At 72.9% G+C, this 16012-nt stretch carries 23 protein-coding genes; 2 read left to right on the top strand and 21 right to left on the bottom strand.

Annotated elements, in window-relative coordinates:
- Nucleotides 1-83 precede the first annotated feature (83 nt).
- Entirely contained in the window at nucleotides 84-317 is a 234-nt protein-coding gene (locus HCJ94_RS26620) for a pectate lyase (RefSeq protein ID WP_309227447.1), read from the bottom strand.
- Nucleotides 318-415: 98 nt separating this feature from the next.
- Between HCJ94_RS26620 and HCJ94_RS26615 the strand changes: the two genes are divergently transcribed.
- Complete coding sequence (locus tag HCJ94_RS26615; RefSeq protein WP_168003785.1) at nucleotides 416-1174, top strand: ABC transporter permease; 759 nt, start codon at nucleotides 416-418, stop codon at nucleotides 1172-1174.
- Between the two features lie 4 nt (nucleotides 1175-1178).
- Here HCJ94_RS26615 and HCJ94_RS26610 read toward each other — a convergent pair whose 3' ends face one another.
- The 17 genes from HCJ94_RS26610 to HCJ94_RS26530 form a co-directional block, all read right to left on the bottom strand.
- Entirely contained in the window at nucleotides 1179-1706 is a 528-nt protein-coding gene (locus tag HCJ94_RS26610; protein ID WP_168003784.1) for a DUF421 domain-containing protein, read from the bottom strand.
- A 47-nt stretch (nucleotides 1707-1753) separates the two neighbouring features.
- The gene (locus HCJ94_RS26605) at nucleotides 1754-1924 is read right to left on the bottom strand and encodes a hypothetical protein (protein WP_168003783.1); all 171 of its coding nucleotides are present in this window, start codon (nucleotides 1922-1924) and stop codon (nucleotides 1754-1756) included.
- Nucleotides 1925-2003: 79 nt separating this feature from the next.
- Complete coding sequence (locus HCJ94_RS26600) at nucleotides 2004-2450, bottom strand: hypothetical protein (RefSeq protein ID WP_168003782.1); 447 nt, start codon at nucleotides 2448-2450, stop codon at nucleotides 2004-2006.
- A gap of 216 nt (nucleotides 2451-2666) precedes the next feature.
- Nucleotides 2667-2825: a hypothetical protein gene (locus HCJ94_RS26595; RefSeq protein ID WP_168003781.1), complete on the bottom strand. Its 159-nt coding sequence runs from the start codon at nucleotides 2823-2825 to the stop codon at nucleotides 2667-2669.
- Between the two features lie 88 nt (nucleotides 2826-2913).
- Nucleotides 2914-3213, bottom strand: coding sequence for an STAS domain-containing protein (locus HCJ94_RS26590; RefSeq protein ID WP_168003780.1), 300 nt, complete (start codon nucleotides 3211-3213; stop codon nucleotides 2914-2916).
- Between the two features lie 327 nt (nucleotides 3214-3540).
- Nucleotides 3541-3780, bottom strand: coding sequence for a hypothetical protein (locus HCJ94_RS26585; RefSeq protein WP_168003779.1), 240 nt, complete (start codon nucleotides 3778-3780; stop codon nucleotides 3541-3543).
- A 196-nt stretch (nucleotides 3781-3976) separates the two neighbouring features.
- Nucleotides 3977-4405 carry an MmcQ/YjbR family DNA-binding protein gene (locus HCJ94_RS26580; RefSeq protein ID WP_168003778.1) on the bottom strand — a complete coding sequence of 143 codons (429 nt, stop codon included), beginning with the start codon at nucleotides 4403-4405 and terminating at the stop codon, nucleotides 3977-3979.
- Nucleotides 4406-4414: 9 nt separating this feature from the next.
- On the bottom strand, nucleotides 4415-5683 hold the full coding sequence (locus HCJ94_RS26575) for an MFS transporter (RefSeq protein WP_168003777.1): 1269 nt from the start codon (nucleotides 5681-5683) through the stop codon (nucleotides 4415-4417).
- Between the two features lie 35 nt (nucleotides 5684-5718).
- Complete coding sequence (gene dinB, locus HCJ94_RS26570) at nucleotides 5719-6906, bottom strand: DNA polymerase IV (protein WP_168003776.1); 1188 nt, start codon at nucleotides 6904-6906, stop codon at nucleotides 5719-5721.
- A gap of 59 nt (nucleotides 6907-6965) precedes the next feature.
- The gene (locus HCJ94_RS26565) at nucleotides 6966-7406 is read right to left on the bottom strand and encodes an SRPBCC family protein (RefSeq protein ID WP_309227446.1); all 441 of its coding nucleotides are present in this window, start codon (nucleotides 7404-7406) and stop codon (nucleotides 6966-6968) included.
- Between the two features lie 184 nt (nucleotides 7407-7590).
- A complete protein-coding gene (locus HCJ94_RS26560; RefSeq protein ID WP_168003774.1) occupies nucleotides 7591-7962 on the bottom strand; it encodes a hypothetical protein in 372 nt (123 codons plus the stop codon).
- A gap of 48 nt (nucleotides 7963-8010) precedes the next feature.
- Entirely contained in the window at nucleotides 8011-8226 is a 216-nt protein-coding gene (locus HCJ94_RS26555) for a hypothetical protein (RefSeq protein ID WP_205801966.1), read from the bottom strand.
- A 49-nt stretch (nucleotides 8227-8275) separates the two neighbouring features.
- Entirely contained in the window at nucleotides 8276-9850 is a 1575-nt protein-coding gene (locus HCJ94_RS26550) for an FMN-binding glutamate synthase family protein (protein WP_168003773.1), read from the bottom strand.
- A 48-nt stretch (nucleotides 9851-9898) separates the two neighbouring features.
- Complete coding sequence (locus HCJ94_RS26545) at nucleotides 9899-10312, bottom strand: VOC family protein (protein WP_168003772.1); 414 nt, start codon at nucleotides 10310-10312, stop codon at nucleotides 9899-9901.
- A gap of 131 nt (nucleotides 10313-10443) precedes the next feature.
- Complete coding sequence (locus HCJ94_RS26540; RefSeq protein WP_168003771.1) at nucleotides 10444-11580, bottom strand: peptidoglycan recognition protein family protein; 1137 nt, start codon at nucleotides 11578-11580, stop codon at nucleotides 10444-10446.
- Nucleotides 11581-11735: 155 nt separating this feature from the next.
- Nucleotides 11736-12215 carry a flavoprotein gene (locus tag HCJ94_RS26535; protein WP_309227445.1) on the bottom strand — a complete coding sequence of 160 codons (480 nt, stop codon included), beginning with the start codon at nucleotides 12213-12215 and terminating at the stop codon, nucleotides 11736-11738.
- A gap of 126 nt (nucleotides 12216-12341) precedes the next feature.
- Complete coding sequence (locus tag HCJ94_RS26530) at nucleotides 12342-13067, bottom strand: helix-turn-helix transcriptional regulator (RefSeq protein ID WP_168003769.1); 726 nt, start codon at nucleotides 13065-13067, stop codon at nucleotides 12342-12344.
- 137 nt (nucleotides 13068-13204) lie between these two features.
- On the opposite strand from HCJ94_RS26530, the gene HCJ94_RS26525 reads away from it, so the two are divergent.
- Nucleotides 13205-13381, top strand: coding sequence for a hypothetical protein (locus tag HCJ94_RS26525; protein ID WP_168003748.1), 177 nt, complete (start codon nucleotides 13205-13207; stop codon nucleotides 13379-13381).
- On the opposite strand, the gene HCJ94_RS26520 is transcribed toward HCJ94_RS26525, so the two are convergent.
- From HCJ94_RS26520 to HCJ94_RS26510, 3 genes are read right to left on the bottom strand one after another with little or no spacing between them, the layout of a single operon-like run.
- A complete protein-coding gene (locus HCJ94_RS26520; protein WP_168003768.1) occupies nucleotides 13378-14109 on the bottom strand; it encodes an amino acid ABC transporter ATP-binding protein in 732 nt (243 codons plus the stop codon). The two genes, HCJ94_RS26525 and HCJ94_RS26520, sit on opposite strands and share 4 nt — an antisense overlap.
- A complete protein-coding gene (locus HCJ94_RS26515) occupies nucleotides 14106-14879 on the bottom strand; it encodes an amino acid ABC transporter permease (protein WP_168003767.1) in 774 nt (257 codons plus the stop codon). Before HCJ94_RS26515 ends, HCJ94_RS26520 begins: the two co-directional genes overlap by 4 nt.
- A gap of 45 nt (nucleotides 14880-14924) precedes the next feature.
- Nucleotides 14925-15797 carry an ABC transporter substrate-binding protein gene (locus tag HCJ94_RS26510; RefSeq protein WP_168003766.1) on the bottom strand — a complete coding sequence of 291 codons (873 nt, stop codon included), beginning with the start codon at nucleotides 15795-15797 and terminating at the stop codon, nucleotides 14925-14927.
- Nucleotides 15798-16012: the final 215 nt, after the last annotated feature.

Here is a 16012-nt window from a genome sequence, read left to right as displayed (position 1 = left end):
CCGCCCCTCTCCCCGCCCCCCCCCCCCCCCCGAGGGGGTGGGGGGGGCCCCCGGCCCCCGTCCCGCCGGACCCCGCCGATCGGCTACCGCCAGGTGATGTCCGAGGGCGAGTAGATGCAGCTGACGCCGCCGGCGCCCGCGCCGATCTCGACGGGCTCGTCACCCTTGGGCACGCCCCGGTACTTGACGCAGATCCGCGTCTCGCGGTCCGGGTCGTCGAGGACGGTGATCCGGGTGAACCGGGCGCCGCCGCCCCAGTTGGTGTTGATGCCGGCGAGCGCGCCGGTCGACGTGGCCGTGACGTTGTCCATCACCACGTGGCGCTGGTACGAGGGGCCAGGTCGTCAGGTACCGTCGCGGCGGTGTGGGCCGCATCCCACCACGCGTCCCGCCCGGATCGGGTAAGCACTGGCGCATGACGTCGACGATGCTGGCGATCGGCCCGAGGCTGGCGGTCGCGCTGGTCGTCCTGACGGCGCTGGCCGCCGCCGTCGCGACGATGGGGCGGCTCGGGCACGGGCGGCAGATCGTCGTCGCCGCGATCCGCGCCGCGCTGCAACTGGCGGCGGTGTCGGTGGCGATCGTCGCGATCGTCGGGTCGCTCTGGGCGACCGCCGGGTTCGTGCTGCTCATGTGCGTCGTCGCCACGGTGACCGCCGGCCGCCGCATCAGCGGCGGACGGGGCTGGTGGTCCGCCCTGCCGATCGTCGCGGGCAGCCTGCCGCTCGTGGTGGCCCTGCTCCTGACCGGCCTGCTGCCGCTCCGGGGGATCGCCGTCATCCCGGTCGCCGGCATCCTGATCGGCGGGGCGATGACCGCCACCTCGCTGGCCGGCCGCCGGGCCCTCGACGACCTGACCGGCCGGCGTGGAGAGGTGGAGGCGGCCCTCGCGCTGGGCCTGCTCCCACGCGACGCGGTGCTGCTGGTGTGCCGGCCGGCGGCGGGTCAGGCGCTGATCCCGGCGCTGGACCAGACGCGCACGGTCGGCCTGGTGACCCTGCCCGGGGCGTTCGTCGGGGTGCTGCTCGGCGGCGCCGACCCGCTCACCGCCGGCGTCACCCAGCTGTTCGTGCTCATCGGCCTGCTGGCGGTGGAGGCGGTCGCGGTGGTGCTCACCGTGGAACTGGTCGCCGGCGGCCGGCTCCGGCGCGGCGACCTGGCCGAGGGACGGTGACCGGTCAGGCGGCACGCCGCTTGCGGGACGTCCCACCGGCGCCGCCCTGTCCGGAGCGGGTGATGACGCTGAACTCGCCGTCGGACTCCATCCGGACCTCACGCGCGTCGGCGATGTCGTCGACGCCCTGCTCGCGCAGCTTGGCGTACAGCTCCTCCTCGGTGACCAGCTCGCGGCGCATGTTGCGGCGCAGCATCCGACCGTCCCGTACCAGGACCAGGGAGCCGGGACGGATCACGCGGGCGGCGGCCGGCCACCGGTACGCGAGCGCGTCGAGCAGGTACGCCCAACCGATGATCGTCGCGACCAGCACCACCCCGTCGGCCAGGGACGTGTAGTTGCTCGCCATGCCGTTCTGGGCCGCGTCCGCGATCAGCACGATCACCAGCAGGTCGGTGACGCCCGTCGTGCCGCTCTCCCGCTTCAGGAGAACCCGGAGTAGGAAGAACAGCGTCAGGTACATCACGCTGCCCCGGACGACGATCTCCAACAGCGGAGTGTCCGGCGTGAACACGGTCCGCCAGTCGACCACGGCAGCGGCTACCCGCCCGTGCGGTGTTCACACGCGGCGGGACGGTGTCACTGCTCGTCGTCGATGACCTCGGTCCGGTCGTCGCGGGTGACGGTCGGCGGGAGGTGCTCGTCCGGCTGTGGCGCCTGCGCCACCGTGTGGTGCGGGTCCCCGTCGGGTGAGTACAGCACCCGGTCGGTCTTCGGGCTCTTCTCCCGACCTTCCTCCGGCTCCGTCACGTCACTCTCCCCCCGGTCGCGTAGTGCCCTCCACGCTACGCGGCCCGGCCGCCGGCCGATCCCGTTTCCGCCGCCTGCCTCACCGCCACACGGTGATCTGGTCGGCGGCCAGCGCCCGCTGGCCCTCGAACGCCCGGTACGCCTCCGGCGCACGCAGGCCGTAGCGGGCGGCGAGGCCGTCGTACGCGAACAGGATCACGACGCCGTCGAGGGTGACCAGTTCGGGTGGGGAGGCCTGCGTTCTCGTCGTGGTGAGGACGAGCAGCGCGCCGTCGGTCAGGTCGGCGTCCCGGACGACGAAGGCGGTGTCGTCGACGACCCGGTCCACGGCCGCCGTGACGGTGAGCCTGCCGCCGATCTCGGCCCGGGCGATGGTGCTGGGCGGGCCGGTGCCGGCGGACCGGGGCGGCTCCGGTGCCGGACCGCGGCCGCACCCGGCGGCGATCAGGACGGCCACCAGTCCCGCGGCGATCGCGGTCCGGCGGGTAGGGCGCTGGCCGGCCATGGTGATCACCTGCCTCGTCACGCCGGTCGTCCGGTGTTCCTGTCACCAACGATGCTCATCGGCGTGACAGTCACCGTGCGGACCTGTGACGGTCGCGTGACAACTTGCGCGGCGGCGGATCCGCGCCGGCGCCTGCCGGGCCTGCGCGAAGGCGTGCCCGGACCTGCTCGCGACGACTGATCCGGGCACGACGTCCCGCGCCGACCGGAATGGGCCGGCGCGGGACGTCCCGTGCCGTCAGCGCTTCGCCTGCTGTTTGGCCATCTGCGGCTCGACGCCCCGGTCGACCCTGCGCAGGGCATCGCGGAGCTGGTCCTCGGTCATCTTCGAGTTGCCCTCGATGCCCGCGTTGTGGGCCTTCTGGCGCAGCTCGTGCAGCTGTTCCCGGTTACCCATGTCAACCTCCCCGTGTCGGCAGCGGCACGAGGACGCGCTCGTACCGCCCGGACCGGTTGCGTTCCCGCCCGTCCTGACGGCAAACGGGTCAGCGCAGCAGGCCGTCGGCGCCGGCCGTGCTCATCCGCTGGCGTACCGGGGTGGAGGCGTGGACGACCCGTACCGTCGTCCCGGTCCGCTCCGCCTCGACGGCGGCGGCGGTGACGGCTGCCGCGGCGAACGGCTCGACGTCCACGATGCCGGACAGGTCGAGGTGGACCTCCCGGGGCCGGTCGCGCAGCACCCGGTGCAGCGCGTCGCGGAAGGGGTCGATGTCCTCGCCGCGCATGCGGCCCCGCAGCACCAGGACCACGACGCCGGCGGACAGGATGGTCACGGTGATCGACATCGACGCCACGGGGACCTCCAGGTCGAGGCGGGGCTCGTCGCTCGGGTTCAGGGCCGACCCCCGGACGCCGCCTCCGTCGGGCTCGCGACGCTTGTTCCGCCACAACCTGCCGGCCCGGGTTCGCGATCACCCTGCGGTCGTATGTCGATCGTGTGACAAATCCGTTCCCGGCGGCCTGCACGGCGGGTAGTGCAACCTCGCCGCCGCCTTCCCGGAGGCGGTCGTGAAGCGGGGGACCGCCATCCGGCTGACGTGGCCGCGGACCGGATGAAGCAGGCCGCTCCGCAGGCCCTCGTCGTCGCCGAGTAGCGCGCGGCGTGCGGCGCGTCAGAACACGCGGTGGCGCGGGTGCGGGATCCAGCCGAGGAACCGCTCCCGCAGGGCGGCCGGTGGCGACCGCAGGTCCGCGGTGGCGGCGGTCAGGCAGGCCGCCAGGTAGACGCTGAGGTTGGCCGGGTGTGGCCCGTACTCCCGGAGCAGCAACTGGCGGCGGGTCGGGCACGGCCAGCTCTGCCCGCAGTCCCGGCACTCCCACGCGGGAGTCACCGGCTCGTGACGCTCCGACACCCCTCACCTCCGCCGAGCGTGTGCCGCCGGGATGGCGGCCGGGGCTCGCGGTCACGTAACGAGAGTCGACGCGGCGGGGTTCCGGCGGCACGACCGACGGGCCGGGTATCCGACCGAGTGGGGGAGGACCGGCGGCCTGACGGACTACCCACGTGACCGACCGCCGTCGCGGGCACCACGATCGGAGCCGACGGCCTCACCGGCCCAGGCCGCCCGCGGCCGGCGGCGCGACCCGCGCGGCGAGCTTCCGGGGCGCTAGCCGGCAGTAGCTCTCGGTGAGCAGCTCGGCCACCTCGGCCCAGTCGAGCCCGTCGTCGACGACCATCCCGAGGACGTCGGCGCCCCAGCCGGGCTTGAAGAACGGGTGGCCGCCGGCGACCAGCGCCTGGATCTCGTCCACCGGCGACCGGAACGTCAGGACGCAGACCGGCTCGTCGGTCTCGACGGCCCGCGCGTACGCCATCTGGTGCTCGGGGTCGACGGTGAGCACGTGGGCGAAGGTGCGCTTGCGCACCCGCCAGCGCACGCCCACCCAGGCCGGCTCCTCGTACGCCTCCGGCAGGCCGAGACAGATCGGACGCAGCCGGTCGAGAAGCACGGGCGGGACATCCCCAGGTCCGGTCACGCCCGCACGCTAACCCGTACCTCCGACACCGCCCCGGCCCGGAGAGCGGACCCGGGCCCGGCGCAGGACGGTCAGCAGCACGCCCAGCGCGACCGCCTGGACCGTTCCCGTCACGGCCACGAGCAGCGGCACGGACGTCTCGTACAGCCCGCCGGTGAGCGCGCCACCCGCGGCCGCGGCGACGCCGACCACCGCTCCGAACACGCCGAACGCCGTGGCGCGCCGGCCCGGCCCCACCAGGTCCGCGACGGTGGCCTTCAACGTGGACTCCTGCACGCCCAGCACGGCGCCCCACACCAGCACACCGGCCACCGCCAGCCCGACCGTCGGGGCGAAGGCGAGCGCGGGGACGGTGGCGGCGACGATCGGCAGGACGACCAGGACCCGGGCGCCGTACAGGTCGTACGCCCACCCGGTGGCGATGGCGGCCACCGCGTCGACGACCATCGCGGCGGCGTAGAGCACCGGCACCGCTGTCGCGGGCAGCAGGTCCGCCTCCACCAGGTGGAAGGAGAGCACGCCGAAGGTGGCGAAGCCGGTCATGGTCAGCCCGGCGAACGTGGCGTACACCCAGAACCTGCCCGGCAGCCGGCCCGCCGCCTCCGGCGTCGCGCGGTCCCGCTGTCGCGGCTGCTCGGCGGCCTCGCCGGTCTCGTACCGGGCCGGGTGCGGAACCCGTACCCGCAACCACACCAGGACGGTGAGGGCGAGCGCTCCCGGCACCGCGAGCGCGAGCAACGCCGGGCCGTAGTCGCCGCCGCTCGCCGCCAGCACGGCGGCCACGGCCAGCGGCCCCACCAGTGCTCCCGCCTGATCCAGCGCCTCGTGCGCCGCGAAGCCGCGACCGCGACCGGTCACGGCGGCGGCGTGGGAGAGCAGCGTGTCCTTCGCCGGCTGGCGGACCGCCTTGCCCACCCGTTCGGCGATGACCAGCGCTCCGGCGACCCAGACCACCGAGGCGAGACCCAGCAGCGGGACGCTGACGACGGTGAGCCCGTACCCGGCGAGCGCCCACGCCCAGAAGCGGCCGGTACGGTCCGCCAGCGGCCCGGACACCAGCCGCAGCGCCAGCGCGGACGCCTCACCCACGCCGGTGACGACGCCCACCGTGAAGGCGCTCGCCCCCAGGCCGGCCAGGAGCGGCCCGGTGATCGACCGTGCCCCCTCGTAGACGACATCGGCGAGCATCGCCACGATGCCGAACCAGATGACGAACCGCCACGCCGACAGTGGCGGACGGGCGGGTCCGCTGCCGGGAGATCGGGCCGGTGGTGGCATGACCCCAGTCTGCCGCCCGGCGTGCCCGCCGACGGTCAGTCGGGCAGGAGCGGCATCTCGACGCCGGGATCGCGGCCGAGCAGCGTCGCCCGGGTCAGCGCGGCGGAGCCGAAGCGGCTGCGCACCGCGTCCACGGCGGCGTCCAGGTCGGCTCCCGGGTCGCGGTCGAACGGCAGCGGCGGCTGGACCGGGGCGTCGTCCAGGTTGCCGACCGAGACGCCGATCAGCGTGACGCCCCGCCGCTCGATCTCCGGCAGCGCCGCCCGCAGCAGCGACCGCGCGGTGGCCAGCAGCGGTGCCGTGTCGGCCGTCGCCTTGCCGATGGTGTGCGAGCGGGTCGCCCGCGTGTAGTCGGCGAAGCGCAGCCGCAGCATCACCGTACGCCCCGAGCGGGCGGCCGACCGCATCCGGCGGGTCACCCGGTCCACCAGGCCGGCGAGGATCGCGTCCAGGTCGGCGGGGGAGTGCGGACCGCGCCCGAGGGCGTGCTGCGCGCCCATCGACGACCGTCGGCGCCCCACCTGCACCGGCCGCGGGTCGCGGTTGTGCGCCAGCGCGTGCAGGTGCCGGCCGGCCCCCGCGCCGAGCAGCGTCGCCAGCGTCGCCTCGCCGAGCCGGGCCACCTGGCCGACGGTGCGGATGCCCCGGTCGCGCAGCTTCGCCGCCGTCACCGGGCCCACGCCCCACAGCCGCTCGACCGGCAGCGGGTGCAGGAACGCCAGTTCCTGCCCGGCTGGGACGACCAGCAGCCCGTCGGGTTTGGCGACGCCGCTGGCCACCTTGGCGAGGAACTTCGTCCGGGCGACGCCGACCGTGATCGGCAGGCCGACCTGCTCGCGGACCTCCCGACGCAGCCGGACGGCGATGTCGGCCGGCGGGCCGACCAGCCGGCGCAGGCCGCCCACCTCGAGGAACGCCTCGTCGACCGACAGCCCCTCGACCAGCGGCGTCGTGCGCCGGAAGATCTCGAACACCGCGCGGCTGGCGGCCGTGTACGCCGCCATCCGTGGCGGCATCACGACCGCGTCCGGGCAGAGCCGGCGTGCCTGGCGGCCGTTCATCGCGCTGCGGACGCCCCGCGCCTTGGCCTCGTAGCTGCAGGCGAGCACCACGCCACCGCCGACGATGACGGGCCGGCCGCGCAGGCGTGGGTCGTCCCGCTGCTCCACCGACGCGTAGAACGCGTCCAGGTCGGCGTGCAGGACGGTGGCCTCGGTCGACACCGACCCATGTTCGCACACGTGTTCGAAATCGCGCACCGACCTGCCGGAACGGGGGGCCCTCAGCTCTCCGGGCGTTCCAGCAGGCCCTTGAGCCGCGTCAGGTCCTTGCGGTTGGCACGGCGCATCGCCCCGGCCAGCACCGGGGCGGCGATCGACGCGAAGCCGCTCGGCTCGCCCCGGTTGCGGAGCGTCATCCGGGTGCGTCCGGCGTCCAGCGGCTCCCAGCGGTAGGTGGTCTCCATCGGGAACGGGCCCTCCGCCGTCCGCATCACCAGCCGATCGCCGGGCACCGACTCGACGATCTCGTACGTGTAGGCGAGCCGGCGGCCGAGGAAGTGCGCCACGAACGCCACGCGGGAGCCGACCCGCAGCGGCGGGGGCGTCCGCCACTCCACGGACTCGATGTTCACGTACCAGGCCGGAGCGTTGGTCGGGTCGCCCGCGAACGCCGCCACCTCGGCAACCGGGCGGTCGATCACGACCTCCGACACCACGTCCACCGCCACGAATCCTCCCGCAGATGCCCCGGTCGACGCCCGGTCGCCGTCGCGTCGTCCCGGCAAGTCTCGCAAGCGACCCGGCGGGTGTTGGCCCGGTCCGCGACAACCACCACCGTCACCGGTGGCTCGGCGACCGCGGCCACGAGCACGCTACATGGCGGACCGGCCGGCGATGCCGTACGTCTCAGGCGACGCGCGGCACCGGCACGATCGGCCGCAGGCTGCGGTGGGCGGCGCCGGGGAGGTCGCCGGTCTGCTCGACCTCCGACGGGGTGCCCACGGTGACATCGGTCGCCCGGGTGCCGGTTGACGGCGCCACGGGGTCGCCCGGCTGCGGGGCGGGCGGGACGGCCTCGGCGATGTCGGCGAGCAGCGACAGCCGCCTCGGCACGTCCTCGGTGGACATCCGGAAGGAGCCACGACAGACCGCGCCCGCCCACAGGGACAGCACCACCGCACCCCGCTCCGGGTGCCAGCTGACCCGCATCGTCCGGTCGTCGCCGCGGATGTCGGCGAACAGGTCACCGACGCTCGGCAGTGGCAGCACCTCTCCCATCCACCAAGCATGCCCGAGTGCCGATCCGCGGGAAAGGCTCGCCGGTGCTCAGAGGTCCTGGAACGGCCGGGCGTACGCGAACTCGCCCTTGTCGACCACCGCGACCAGGGAGAGCGCCGGCAGCCAGCCGGCGTCGGCGCGCAGCGCGTCGACGAGGTCGGCCTCCACCGGTACGGCGTCCGGCCGCTGCGCGTCCGCGAACGCTGCCGCGTGCACGGCGTGAATGGCGGCGATGTCGGCGGGGGACTCACGTCGGATCAGCACCGCGCCACCGTACGCGGGACCGGCCGACGGCACCCGCGATATTTCGTGGTCAGCCCACGGCGGTCGGGGAGGGGGGTGCGCTGCCTCCCTGCGGCGCCTCGGCCGTCATCAGCCGGACGATCTCGGCCCGGTCGGCGGCGGACGGGAGCCCCCATCCGGGGCGGTACCCGTACACCTGGTCCAGCGGGGTGGAGCCGGTACGGCCGTCGAGGACCTCGACCGAGCCCGTGTCGATCAGCCCGGGATGCTCGACGCCGCACGCCTCGGCGACCTTCATCAGGTCGCGCCGCAGCGTCCGGATGTAGTTGGCGGCCCGCACCGACTTGCGGGCGGGGTCGAGACCCCGCGCCAGCCACGCGTTCTGCGTGGCGACCCCGGTGGGGCAGGTGTCGGTGTGGCACTTCTGGGCCTGGATGCAGCCGATGGCCAGCATCGCCTCCCGGCCGACGTTTACCATGTCGGCGCCGAGGGCGAACGCCACCACGGCGTTGTCCGGCAGGCCGAGCTTGCCCGCGCCGACGAAGACGACCTGCTCGTGCAGGTTGTGCTCGGCGAAGACCCGGTAGACCCGCGAGAAGCCCTGCTGGAACGGCAGCGACACCGAGTCGGTGAAGATCAGCGGCGCGGCGCCGGTACCGCCCTCCCCGCCGTCGACCGTCACGAAGTCCACGCCGCGGCCGGTGTCGCGCATCAGCGTGGCCAGCTCCTCCCAGAAGCCGAGGTCGCCGACGGCGGACTTGATGCCGACCGGCAGGCCGGTCTCGGCGGCGAGCAGTTCCACCCAGTCCAGGAGGCTGTCGCAGTCGGAGAACTCGGCGTGCCGCGAGGGGCTGACGCAGTCCCGGCCCTGGGGGATCCCGCGGGTCGCGGCGATCTCGGCGGACACCTTCGCCGCCGGCAGCAGGCCGCCGAGGCTCGGCTTCGCGCCCTGGCTGAGCTTGATCTCCAGCGCCCTCACCGGCGCGCCGGCGACCAGGTCCTTGAGCCGTTCGAGGCTGAACCGGCCGTGCTCGTCCCGGCAGCCGAAGTACGCGGTGCCGATCTGGAAGACCAGGTCGCCGCCGTTGCGGTGGTACGGCGACAGCCCGCCCTCGCCGGTGTTGTGCAGGCAGCGGGCCAGGGCCGCGCCCCGGTTCAGCGCCTCGACGGCGTTGCCGGAGAGCGAGCCGAAGCTCATGCCGGAGATGTTGACCACCGACTCCGGACGGAACGCGCGGGCCCGGCCCCGGGCGGCGCCGAGCACCTTCGCGCAGGGAAGCGTGACGTCGTGCCCGGCGCCGGGGGACGACGGCGGCACCGCCCGGCCGAACGTGCGGTGTTTGATGATCGGGTACCCCGGCGTGTACTCGATGTCGTTGTCGGTGCCGAACCCGAAGTAGTTGTTCTCCTCCTTCGCCGACGCGTACACCCAGCGCCGCTGGTCGCGGGTGAACGGCCGCTCCTCGTTGTTGCCGGCGACGATGTACTGGCGCAGCTCGGGCCCGATCGACTCCAGCAGGTACCGGGCGCGGCCGAGGACCGGGAAGTTGCGCAGCAGGGCGTGGTCGCGTTGGAGCAGGTCGCGTACGGCGAGGGCCGCGACGGCGGCGACGGCGGCGGGCACGGCTCGGTTGGCCCAGCTCATGCCCCTGTTGTTCTCCGCCCCGCCGCTACGCCAAACGCGGCCGGTGGGTCAGGACGTCGGCGCGGTGATGTTGACCATCCACTGGATGCCGAACCGGTCGACGCACATGCCGAACTCGTCGCCCCACATCTGCTTCTCCAGCGGCATGACGACGGAGCCGCTCGCGGACAGCTTGTCCCAGTAGCCGCGCAACTCGTCGGCGTCGTCGCCGCTCAGGCTGATCGAGATGTTGGTGCCGGGCTGGTGCTCCATGCCGGGCGCCAGGTCGGAGGCCATCAGCACCAGGCCGCCGGGGGAGCGCAGCAGGGCGTGCATGACCTTGTCGGCGATTGTCGGGTCGTTCTCGCCGAACTCTCCGAAGGTGGCCACCGTGAGGTCACCACCGAAGACCGAGTGGTAGAGCTCCATCGCGTCCCGGGCGTTGCCGGGGAAGTTCAGGTACGGGTTGAGCTGCGTCTGCACCGCGTCCTCCTTCGTCGGCCTCCGCGCCATCGTCGCAGAGGGGTGGCAGGGTGACCAACGAGGCGGACGGACGTGAGTTCCGTGCCGGCGCGGGGGAGATGCTGCCGCATTCCCCGCGCCGGCACCCTCGCTCAGTCGTCCGTGCGGAAGGACTGGCGGACGACCCCGCCCACCAGCACGCACCACGTGCTGGTGCTGACCTTGCCGTTGTCGGGCAGCCCGTGCAGGCCCTGCACGTCCTTGACGGCCTCGCGGGTGGCGTGGTCGTACTGGCCGGTGACGGTGACCTCGGCGTAGCCCTTGGCGTTGAGGATGAACTGCACCGCGGCGACCGGCAGGCCGGAGGCGTGCTGGTCCAGCTCGGGCGCGAGGGTCTCCCAGGTGGGCGTGGTGAGGGTGGCGTCGACGTCGACCGGGATGCCGTTTCGGGCCTGCCAGTCCTGAACGGCGGCGACGGTGGCCGCGTCGAAGACGCTGGTCGGGGTCACCGCGTACCCGTGGTGGGCGAGCAGGTACTGCACCGCGCGCACCGACGGCGATCCGACGAACCGCCACAGGTCCGGCCAGCGGCGGGCCGGCACGTCGGCGAGGGCGGTGCCGAGCTCGGCGAAGACCCGGCGGCGCAGCATCGGGAACTGGCGGTAGAAGGCGGCGCCGGGGCAGAGCGTGTTCCGGAAGTCCCAGTGGCCGAAGATGTCGTGTGCGTGCAGCCCGTACTGCCGGCAGATGGTCGTGCAGAGCTTGACCAGCGAGTCGAGCAGCGCCTCGGGCGGCGTCTCGGTGACGTACGTGCCCTCGTTCTCGATGCCGATGGAGCGGCCGTTCTCGCCCGGGCAGTGGGCGGAGACCATCTGCCGGTCGCCGGCCTGGAGCCGTTCCAGGCTGCCCCGCCGTCCTTCGAGGACGTACCCGCCGCGGCTGACGGTGAAGTGCTGGCCGGTGTCGGACCAGCCGTTGCCGTCGATGTGCAGGTTCTGGCAGTCGCGGGCCAGCTTGATGGCCTGCGCCTCGCTGTAGTCGGTGACGTTCGGGAACGCCATGTGGTGCACGATGATCTTGTTGGTCGGGATCGCGCTGACCACCAGGGGGTCCTTGGGCGGCCGCGCGCCCCACTCGTCGCAGCTGTAGATCCAGTCCAGGTCGGCGCCCGGGTCGGCGTGGGCGGTGGCCGGGAAGGCGAGTTCACTGCCGACGACCGCCACGGTTGCGGCGCCGAGGCCGGCCCGCAGCAGCGTGCGTCGGTCCAGTTCGCTCTGCTCGACGTGCATGGCATCTCCTCCGCGCCCGGCACGCGGGGGTGGGAGTGAGCCGCATGAAAACCAGCTCCAGAGGCCGGGCGTGAGGTGGAGAATATTGCCAAGGAGGGTGGTCGCGCTAGAGGTCGGGGTCCATCGCGGGTGCGCTGAGCGCCGTAGCCGGGCAGCTATACCTGCGTGCCGAGCCGGTCGACGACAGTTCGCCAACTCAGCTCGGCAGGAAGTGGGGCAATGACGACGCCCGCGTCTTGGAGCAGCCGCAGGTGCCGGTCGTAGCTCGGATGCGCGGCGAGTTGTGCCTTGACGTTCGGGAACGCGTACACCGTGATGTCGCCGCCGAGCGCTTCGTTGAGGATGCCGCGAGCGAGGGTGTCGTTGATTCCCTGAGCCCACTTGTTGATGACGTTGAACGTCGCCGGCACCACGGCGACGGCGGTGGCCGGCGGATGCGGCTCGGGGTCGCCGGGCATGCGCCATTCCACCCGAACCGGGTAGCCGGTCTGCTGCGCCAGTGCCTCTCGATTGATCCAGGTCGCGGCGGTCGGTGTGGCGGTAAGGCACACTGTCCAGCCGTCCTCCTGTAGGGACCCGACCAGCTCATCGATCCGCAACACCGGGGGAGCGGCGCAGACGACCAGGGCCAGCACGCCTCGTTGGCTCATGCCAGCCCGGCCCGCTCCGCCAACGGCCGGAGCCCTGGTGTCGCCGCTCGTCGTTCCTTCGTCAGGAGGTCGAGCAGGAGCATGCGAGCACGGACGTTCGCGTGAACGGACTCAGCGGCCACCCGTTCGGCTTCGAGCAGGTGCAGCACCGAGATCGACCTGTCGCCGCCGGACCGCAGCACCGCCGCCGCTAAATCGACGTGCACCTGCGCCCTCCGGCCGACCAACACCGTCGGCAGGCGCGAGGTGTCGAGCCGTGCCCCGATCTCCAGGGCCTGGTCTGCGTTGCCGGCTCTGACCGCGGCGGAAACCGCGTGGATGAGGACGTTCGTCGGGCCGAAGCCGCGTGCCGCGATGTGCGCCGGTGGCACCGTCGGCCAAGGCCGTCGCCTGGATGAGCACATGCGGCAGCAGACGGGCCGTCGACGTGTAGCTCGCCCGTTGGTATTGGTTGTGCACGCGGCCCACAGCCCGTCGCAGATCGACCACCGACGGGCTCTTCGGAGTGGGTGGGGTCAAGTAGCTGGTGAGAAAGGTCCGGAGATCGGTCAGCAACTCGGGCCGGGCGGCGGCGGAAACGGGATCACGGCGGTCGTCTCGCATGGCCTGTCCTCGATGCGTTGCCACCGACACGTCGGCGAGCATGTCGTCGAGCTGTTCGAGCGTAACGCCGAGTGCGGAGGCGATCCGGGTCCGATGCCACGGCTGCGGATCCGTCTCGGCATTCTCCCAGCGCACCACAGTCGACCGCTCGACATCAAGGATGAAGGCCAAGCGCTCCTGGCTGTATCCGAGGGCCTTTCGCCGCTGGCAGAGCCGGTGTCGCTTCGAAGCCACGGACGTGTCCCTCCGGTCCACCCGCCACTTTAGTGACACTCCGTCGACCGGTTGGGTACGCAGATGCCTCATTCCTGCGTCGGAGCGGCCCCTCGGACGCTGTAGTTCCTGGTCAGCTCCTCGCCGAGGCTCAGTGCATGGCCCGGGGCGGGTGCTGGCACGTCACCGCCGTCGACTTCGGGGAGATCACCCTCAGCGAGGAGAATCGCCAGTTCCTCCGTACCCGGGTGTGGTGTGACGCCCGGCTCGACGGCGCCCGCCGCTGCCGGCGTCGCAATGACCACGACGGCCCGTGCTCGGGCACCGAAGGCTAGAGCACCTGAGAGAGGAACTGGCGGAGCCGGGGGTGCTCGGCCGCCTCGAAGACGGCGGCTGGCGCGCCCGCCTCCAGCACCACGCCCCGGTCCATGAAGGCGACCGTGTCGGCCACCTCGCGGGCGAAGCCCATCTCGTGGGTGACCACCACCATCGTCATGCCCCCCGCGGACAGCTCCGCCATCAGCGACAGGACACCCTTGACCAGCTCGGGGTCCAGCGCCGAGGTCGCCTCGTCGAAGAGCATCACCTGCGGCTGCAACGCGAGCGCGCGGGCGATGGCGACCCGTTGCTGCTGCCCGCCGGAGAGCTGTGCCGGCCGCGCGTCCGCCTTGGCGGCGAGCCCCACCCGGTCCAGCTCGTGCCGGGCCACCGCGACGGCCTCGTCCTCGGGCAGCTTTCGGATCCGCCGGAGCGCGAGGGTGACGTTGCGCAGCACGCTCATGTGCGGGAACAGGTTGAACTGCTGGAACACCATGCCGACCCGCTGCCGCAGTCGGTCCGGGTCGTCGCCCAGTACGCTGCGGCCGTCGAGGAGCACGTCGCCGCGGTCCGGCTCGATCAGCCGGTTGATCGTCCGCAACAGGGTGGACTTGCCGGAGCCCGACGGGCCGATCACGCAGGCGGTCGCCCCGCGCGGCACGTCCAGGTCGACGCCGCGCAGCACGCGGTTCGCGCCGAACGCGAGGTGCACGTCGCGGAGGCTCACACTGACCGACGTGTTCATCGTGGACTCCCCTCCACCGCGCCGGCGAGCGTCAGGTCGTCGTCCTCGTCGCCGGGTGCGCCGGCGGGACGTCCGTGCCGCAGCCGCCGGTCGATCCAGTTGACCGCATGGGTCAGTGGCACGGTCAGCGCCAGGTAGAACAGGCCGGCCAGCAGCAGCGCCGACTGGTTGCCGGTGTTCGCCGCGTAGTCCTGGCCGATCCGGAACAGCTCCCGCTGGCTGGCCAGCAGGCCGAGGAAGTACACCAGGCTGGAGTCCTTGATCAGCGCGATGAGCTGGTTGACCCACGCGGGCAGCACGCGGCGCACCCCCTGCGGGATGATGACCACCCGCATCGCCTCGCCCCACGAGAAGCCCAGGGCCCGGGCGGCCTCCACCTGGGCGGCCTCCACCGACTGGATGCCGGAGCGGAAGATCTCCCCGATGTACGCCGCCGCGATCAGCGACAGCGCCAGGATGCCGAGCGGGTACGGGTTCGGGCCCCACACCTCCATCCCCAGTGGCGCCAGGCCGACGCCGATCAGGAGGATCGTCGCCGCCGCCGGCAGGCCGCGGAAGACGTCGGTGTAGACGCGGGCCGGCCAGCGCAACCATCGCGTACGCGAGATGCCGGCGACCGCCAGCAGCATGCCCAGCACCGAGCCGAGCAGGGCGGCGGAGACCGCCAGGATCAGCGTGTTGGGCAGCCCGACGGTCAGCATCTCGGGCAGCGCCTCGCGCATGGAGTCCCAGTCGAAGAAGGTCTCCCACAGGGTGCTCAACGGATCCATCAGTCGCCTCTCCTACCGCCCCGCTCGCTCGTCATCCGTACGCCGTCAGGAGGTGGCCGACGCCGACGCGGTCGGCGCGGCCGGGACCGCGACCGTGCCGCTGCCCGGCTTGAAGTCGGCGGGGACCGGCCGACCCGGGTAGTACTGGGCCTGTAGCCGGCTCCAGGTGCCGTCGGCGATCACCTCGTCGAGCGCCTTGTCCAGGGCCTCGCGCAGCTTGTCGTTGTCCTTGGCGAACGCGTACGCGGTCGGGGCCGGGCTGAGTTCCTTGGCCGCCACCTTGATCTTGCCGTTGCTCTCCGCGGCCGACGTGTCGCCGATCTCCGCCGGGGCGATCCACGCGTCGGCGGTGCCCGCCTTGAGCTGGTTGATCGCGCCGTTGTAGTCCGGCACCCGCACCGGGTCGAGGCCCTCCCGGGTGGCGTAGTCGTCCTGTACGGTGCCCTGGACGACCACCACCCGCTTGCCCTTGAGCTGGTCGAAGCCGGTGATGGGGGAGCCGGCCGGCACGTCGAGTCCGAAGTAGCCGAAGTCGTAGCCGTTGCCGAAGTCGACGGTCTTCTTCCGCGCCTCGGTGATGGTGATCGACGAGCTTCCGACATCGAATTTGCGGTTGGCGACCTGGGAGAGCAGCGCCGAGAAGTCGGTGCCGACGAACTCCACCTTCAGGCCGATCTTCGCGGCCGCCGCGACCAGCAGGTCGTTGTCGAAGCCGGTGAACTTCCCGTCCTTCAGGTAGACGTTCGGCGGCGCGTCGGTGAGCGTGCCGGCCCGCAGCACGCCGGGCTGGAGCAGGTCGTAGGGGTTGTCCGCCGCGCCGGCGGCGTCGTCACCGCCGCAGGCGGTGAGGGTGGCGGCGCCGATTACGGCGGCGACGGTGAGGGCGGCGGCCCGGGTCAGGGCAGGTAGGAATCGCACAGGTGTCTCCGAGAGGGTTGTCCGGGCGGGCACGGGCGTGCGCCGCCGGCGGTGCGCCGTTGGGCGGACCGCTGGGAAGGTTCGGTGCGAGGGAGTGGGGCGCTCAGCTACACGCGGCGCTGCAGACCCGCATCATGTCGACATGACGGCGCCGGGTCAGGGCCGGCGGCGGGGCGACGATACGGACGGGCATGGCTCTCCTCCAGGTCGGTGCT

The organism is Micromonospora thermarum, assembly GCF_012034245.1.
Taxonomy (GTDB): Bacteria; Actinomycetota; Actinomycetes; order Mycobacteriales; family Micromonosporaceae; genus Micromonospora; species Micromonospora thermarum.
The sequence above is the reverse complement of the archived record's forward strand: the minus strand, read 5'-3'. Positions and strand labels throughout refer to the sequence as shown.